At 72.3% G+C, this 5,683-nt stretch carries 4 protein-coding genes and 1 pseudogene; all 5 read left to right on the top strand.

The window, feature by feature from the left end:
- Positions 1-742, top strand: a pseudogene (locus tag FNH09_RS47380) (hypothetical protein); the annotation flags it as partial.
- 56 nt (positions 743-798) lie between these two features.
- On the top strand, positions 799-1,185 hold the full coding sequence (locus FNH09_RS43950) for a hypothetical protein (protein WP_152895470.1): 387 nt from the start codon (positions 799-801) through the stop codon (positions 1,183-1,185).
- Positions 1,186-1,220: 35 nt separating this feature from the next.
- Complete coding sequence (locus FNH09_RS43945; RefSeq protein ID WP_152895469.1) at positions 1,221-2,333, top strand: C40 family peptidase; 1,113 nt, start codon at positions 1,221-1,223, stop codon at positions 2,331-2,333.
- Positions 2,330-2,998 carry a hypothetical protein gene (locus FNH09_RS47960; protein WP_338017863.1) on the top strand — a complete coding sequence of 223 codons (669 nt, stop codon included), beginning with the start codon at positions 2,330-2,332 and terminating at the stop codon, positions 2,996-2,998. Before FNH09_RS43945 ends, FNH09_RS47960 begins: the two co-directional genes overlap by 4 nt.
- Positions 2,974-5,595 carry an ATP/GTP-binding protein gene (locus FNH09_RS43935; RefSeq protein ID WP_152895468.1) on the top strand — a complete coding sequence of 874 codons (2,622 nt, stop codon included), beginning with the start codon at positions 2,974-2,976 and terminating at the stop codon, positions 5,593-5,595. The genes FNH09_RS47960 and FNH09_RS43935 overlap by 25 nt, the downstream gene beginning before the upstream one ends.
- Positions 5,596-5,683 lie beyond the last annotated feature (88 nt).

The following is a 5,683-nucleotide window of genomic DNA, read 5'->3' as shown; positions in this document are numbered from 1 at the left end:
GGGAGGCGCAGGGCCGCGCCGTCCCGGCGGACCGCCCGACCGCTACCGCAACGACGACGGCCAGATCGTCGACCGCCGCACGGGCCAGGTCCTGCACGACCAGCACACCGACCGCACCCTGCTGTCGACCCGCGCCCACAACCGGCTGGTCCGCCTGCGCGGCTACCGCATCCTGCACCGGGGCGGCCGCGCCGCCTACGGGGCAACCGCCGGCCTGCCCGCAGGCGTCCGTCGCGCCCGCACAGGAGGCTCACGCTACTCCCAGGACGCCCGCCAGCAGGTGCAGGTGTGGGGCAACACGGTCCGAGAAGACGCCCAGGCCTGGGGTGACACAGGACGGCACGTCGCTCGCGTCCTGCGCGAGAACACCGACGACCGCGGCGGACCCGGGCCCTTCGCCAGCCGCCGACTGCCAGCCCGTCCAGCGCCGACGCCCCGCCCCACAGGCTCCCCTACTCCCACCGGCCGTACAGCTCCGGCTTCCCCGGCATCCGACACACCCGCCTCCCCGGCCCGCAACAGGACACCGCAGCCGCAGCAGCGGGCGGACCCTGCGCCCAGCAGGACCAGACCGGCCAGTCCCGCAGGCACGGGCGCGAGCAGCACCGCCCGCGACGAGGCCCGGGCCCGGATGAGGGACCTGATGCGCCAGCACGGGGTCGAGGGCGAACCCCAACGCCAGGCAGACCGGCTACGCGAGATGCGGCAGCGATGGCAGACCGAGGACGGTGAGGACGGGTGAGGCGGGCAAGGCGCCGCCTGGGGCGATGGGCGTGCGCGCTGCCGTTGTTTACCGCCGTGTGCTGCACGACTCCCGCCGCAGACGCCATCAGCGCCTACGCCGCGCTGCGGACCGAGCTGAAGGGCGACGGAGGGATCGCCGGGGGCTGCACGGCTGCGGACATTCCCGCCCGGATACTGACCGCCTACAAGAAGGCCGCCCGGCAGACCGGGACGTACGCACCCGCTTGTCGGGGCATGCGCCGGCCGGTCCTGGCCAAAATCGCCAACGCCGAGTCCCACCACGCCGCCGACCGCACCATCGCCGACCACAGCGACATCCGCCCCAAAATCTACGGGGTGCTCCTCAACCGGCACGGGCACGGGCGAGAGGTTCAGCGCCAGGCCGACCGGCTGCACGAGCTGCGGGCCCAATGGCAGACCGAGGACGGTGAGGACGCGTGACGGCGCCAGGGCGCCGTCTGGGGCGGTGGGGATGCATGACAGTCCTGCTGCTGTTCACTGCCGTCTGCTGCGCCGCCCCCGTGGGAAACGCGATCAGCGCCTACGTGGCGCTGACGACGGGCCGGCAGGATGACGGCGGGATCGCCGAGGGCGGCAGTGCCGCGGACATTCCCGCCCGGATGCTGACCGCCTACAAGAAGGCCGCCCGGCAGGTCGGAACGTACGCACCAGCTTGTAGGGGCATGCGCTGGCCGATCCTGGCCGGGATCGCAAAGGTCGAGTCCAACCACGCCATCGGGCGCACCATCGCCGACAACGGCGACATCCGACCGAAGATCTACGGGGTGCTCCTCAACGGCTCCGGCACTGGCGGCAACACCACCGCCGTCCCCGACACCGACCACGGCAAGTGGGACGGCACCGCCGACGGGGAGCGCGCCGTCGGCCCCTTCCAGTTCCTACCCTCCACCTGGGAATCAGTAGGCAAGGACGCAAACGGTGACCAGGTCGCCGACCCGCACAACGCCGACGACGCAGCCCTCGGCGCCGCCGTCTACCTGTGCGCAGGCGGCCGTGATCTGGCGAAGCGGTCGCAGCTGAGGGCCGCGGTCTTCCAGTACAACCACTCCAGCGAGTACGTCACAGGCGTGCTGGGCTGGATCGACCAGTACACGGCAGCCGCGAAATCCCCGGACCTGAGCGACGTGCCGGGGAGGGTCCGCACGGTGCTCGAGGCCGCGCTCTCCCAGCGAGGGGTGCCCTACTCGTGGGGCGGCGGCAACGCTGGCGGCGCGTCGTACGGGATCTGCTGCTCCCCCAGCGGCAAGAGCGGCACGAACATCAAGGGCTTCGACTGCTCGGGCCTGACGCTGTACGCCTACGCACGGGCCGGCATAAGCCTGCCGCGCACCGCGGCCGCCCAGGCCAGTACCGGCCGGCGTATCCCGGCCGGGCTCGGCACCAGTGCGCTCAAGGCGGGTGATCTCGTCTTCTACGCCACCGCCCCCGGACACGACGCCACCATCCACCACGTCGGCATCTACCTGGGCAACGGACAGATGATCAACGCGCCGCGCCCGGGCACCATGGTCCGCCTCGACGCCGTCAACACGATGCCGGGTTATGCGGGCGGAGCGAGGCTGCTGTGACCGCTGCCCCGGCGCGTTCGCCGCGCCTGCTGTTGCTGAGCACCGTCATCCTCGCCGTCGCCGCCATCGCGCTGCTGGGCGGGCTGCGCGGTCACGTGTTCCCGAACCCGACGTCGGGTCCGGCGTCGGGGCCGGCTGGGCACACGAGCACCCATGCGCCGTCAGCGGCCGCAGTATCTGCCGCCGGCACCGGCCCGTCGGCCGTGAGCACTCGTTCCTCTGCTGCGCCCACCTCATCGGCACCGCCTGGCGTCCAGTCCGCTCTGCCGCCGCACGGCGAGGGTGCGGCTGGGGACCGGTTCATCCAGCACAACCTTGAGGCCGCCTGGCCCGCCGACCTGCCAGCCGTCGACGAGCGCGTGCTGCTCGGGGCCGGACGGGCGCTGCTGCGTGCGGACGCCACGGGCGTCGGGCGCACGGCGTGGCCGCAGGTGTTCCCCCCTACAGGTCAGGCAGTAGCCCCGGCGTTCGCCACGGCCGGCTTCCGCATCCAGGCCGCCATCGCCCGCCGCGGCACAAGCCCGGACACGGCGGTCGTGCACCTGGTGTGGGCCGGTACCGACCGCGGCGGCACCTTCACCGATCTCCGCGTCACTGACTGGCACTTCACCCGCATCCGTACAAAGAAGGGAGCAGCAACATGGTCGGCGCAGCCCCGTACCTGACAGACAGCGCCAGCGTCACGGACACGGGTCAGGTACTCGGCCTGCTTTCCGCGCTTGTCGGCGCCGCAGACTGGCTCTCCGGCCACTGGTACCTGCCCGCCCTGGCCATAGCCGCCGCTACGGCAACCGCCGAGTCGGCGGTGCGCCGGATCGCGGCGCGCGCCTCGGCCGAGCGGATGGCCCTGGAAATGGTGCCCAACCGGCACTTCGACCCGAGCCTGGAAGAGATCTTCCGGCGCGGCGTCCAGCTCGCCCGGGCCTCCACGAGCGTGCCCTGGTGGGCGCCCCGTAGGTCGAAGGCGGTGCAGATCCGGCTGCGCGTGGACGGCTCCAGCCCGCTGCGCTACCGCATCGAAGGCCCGGCAGGCGGCCAGCGGCTGCTGTCCATCACCCCGTTCGGGCCCGACGTCACCGTGCACACGGCCCGGCCGATCACCGACAAGCCGCGCACTCACACCGTGCGCGCGGAGTTCGTCCTGCGCGGCAGACCCACGGCCCCGCTGCGCGAGGTGCCGCTCAGCCCCGACCCGCTGCAGCCGCTTGTCGATGCCGTGTCCGACCTGCGCGCCGAGCTCGGCGACCTCGCCGAGCTCCGGCTCGACATCCAGCGCGCCCCCAAATGGGCCCTGCGAGCACGCCGCCTGCAACTGCTGAGCGCCGCCCGCCGCAGGGAGCGGCGCGAGGCCCAGCGGGCCGCCCGCTGGCTGCGGCAGGACACCGCCGGCATCGAAGACTCCCTGACCTGGCAGCTCCAGCAACTGGTCAGCGACAGGCCAGGGCCGGGCGGCGGGCGGCGGCTGGTCATGCCGCCCGTGCCCCGCAGGATCGAGCCGGCCGAGGAACTGGGCAAACTCGCCGACGACGACCACCTGGTGCGCGTGCAGCTGCTGGTGATGTGCGCCTCGAACACCGAAGGACGTGCCCAGGCACGGCTCGCCCAGCTCCAGGCCGCACTGGATGTGTTCGGCGGCCGCTCGAGGTGGGCCATGCGCGGCTGGCGGATCGGCCCGTGTCGGATCGGCGCCGACCACTGGCCCACCCGCCGCGGTTTCGAGCGCCGCTGGAAACTGGGCCACTGCCAGCCGCCCCGCGCCAACTGGGTGCGCCTGGAGGAGCTGGCCGGCCTGCTCAAACCGCCCACCGTGCACTGCCGGCTGCCGGTGCTTGCCGCCAGCCTGCCGACTTTCGAGTTCGGCAACCCCGATCTGCTGCTGCAGGGCCTCTACCGCACTCCGGACGGCCGACAGCGCATGGTCGCCACCTACGCCGAGGAAACCCTGTTCGAGGTCGGAGTGGGCAAGGCAGGCGGCGGCAAGACCGAACGTGCTCTGGCCCAGGCAATCGGCTGGGCGCACGCCGGAGGCGGGTTGCTGTTCATCGACCCCCACCGCGACTCCTGGCCCCGCGCCCTGCCGTTCCTGGCCCACGACCATCTGATGCCGCGGATCGCGCTCGTCGACCTCAACGGCCTCGGCCCCGACCCGCGCATCAGTTCATGGAACCCGCTCGGCATGCACCACAGCCAGAAGGCTCATGAGGTCGTCGAAGCAGTCGCCGACGCGTTCGCCTCCGCACTGGCCTGGGACGACGCCAGCGCACCCCGCGCGCTGACCATCCTGACCGCCGCACTCACCGTCCTGGCCGCCGTCAACGAGGCCGCCTGCCGGGCCGGCCGACCCACAGACCAGGCCACCATCTTCCACGTCCGGGCACTGCTCACCGATCCCGCCTTCCGCGCAGCCGCGCTCAAAGCCGTGGCCGGCCGTCTCGACGAGGAGACCCGTGGCTGGTGGCAGACGATATTCCCGACCCTGCCCGCGGACGCGTTCGCCGTCGTCCTCAACCCCCTTGCACGCCTGGCCGCCAACCCCGTCACCCGCGCCTTCGTCGGCCAGCCAGACGGCGTCTACAACATCCGCACCGCCATGGACACCCGGATGGTGGTGTGGGTGTGCCCGGGCGGCAACGGACCCACCGACCGGCTGGTGACCGCGCTGCTGGCCCGCGACCTGCTGCGGGCCGTACGCTCCCGCCGCGACACCCCGGAGAACGAACGCATCCCCTTCCGGGCGTACTTCGACGAACTGATCACCCTGACCGGCGCGGCACCGGAGACCATCGCCGCGATGTTCGAGGACTTCCGCAAATACCGCTGCCACGTCCACGGCATGACCCAGCTGCTGGCACGCCTGCCCTCCCCGGTGCGGCTGTCCCTGGTCCAGAACGCGTCCACGCTGGCCACCACCGCCGGATCGAGGACCGCGATCGCACCCGTCACGGCCGAGTGGGGCGACAACCCCAGTCCGGACCGGGTCGCGGCCATGGAACGGTTCGAGCACTACGTGTCCATGAACGTGCACGGACACCGCGTAGGACCCGTGCAACTACGCGGACCCCACCTTGACACCCTCTACGCCGCCCACGCCCGCCCGCGACAAGTCCCCGCGCTGGAACGAGCCGCCCTCGCGAACGCCGAAGCCCTCCCCCTGGACCAGCTCACCAGCCGCGCGGCAACACAGACCAGCCGCCTCACTGCCTTCCTCACCCAGCACACCCCGGCCCTCTCACCAGGCCTGGTCGAGAAGGACTACCAGTGACCCGCGCCTCTACGCCGCCCCCACCGACCCGGGCCAGGTCGCACAGCCGAACTCCTGCCCGTTCAACCGTGAAGCTCCCGCCCTGGCC

This window comes from Streptomyces adustus, from assembly GCF_009377175.1.
Classification (GTDB): Bacteria; Actinomycetota; Actinomycetes; order Streptomycetales; family Streptomycetaceae; genus Streptomyces; species Streptomyces adustus.
This window is presented reverse-complemented; position numbering and strand designations above follow the sequence as displayed.

Bases quoted from the DNA above. Each gene is read 5' to 3' on its own strand.
- FNH09_RS43945 (WP_152895469.1), top strand. From the start codon at position 1,221: ATGACAGTCCTGCTGCTGTTCACTGCCGTCTGCTGCGCCGCCCCCGTG.
- FNH09_RS43935 (WP_152895468.1), top strand. From the start codon at position 2,974: ATGGTCGGCGCAGCCCCGTACCTGACAGACAGCGCCAGCGTCACGGAC.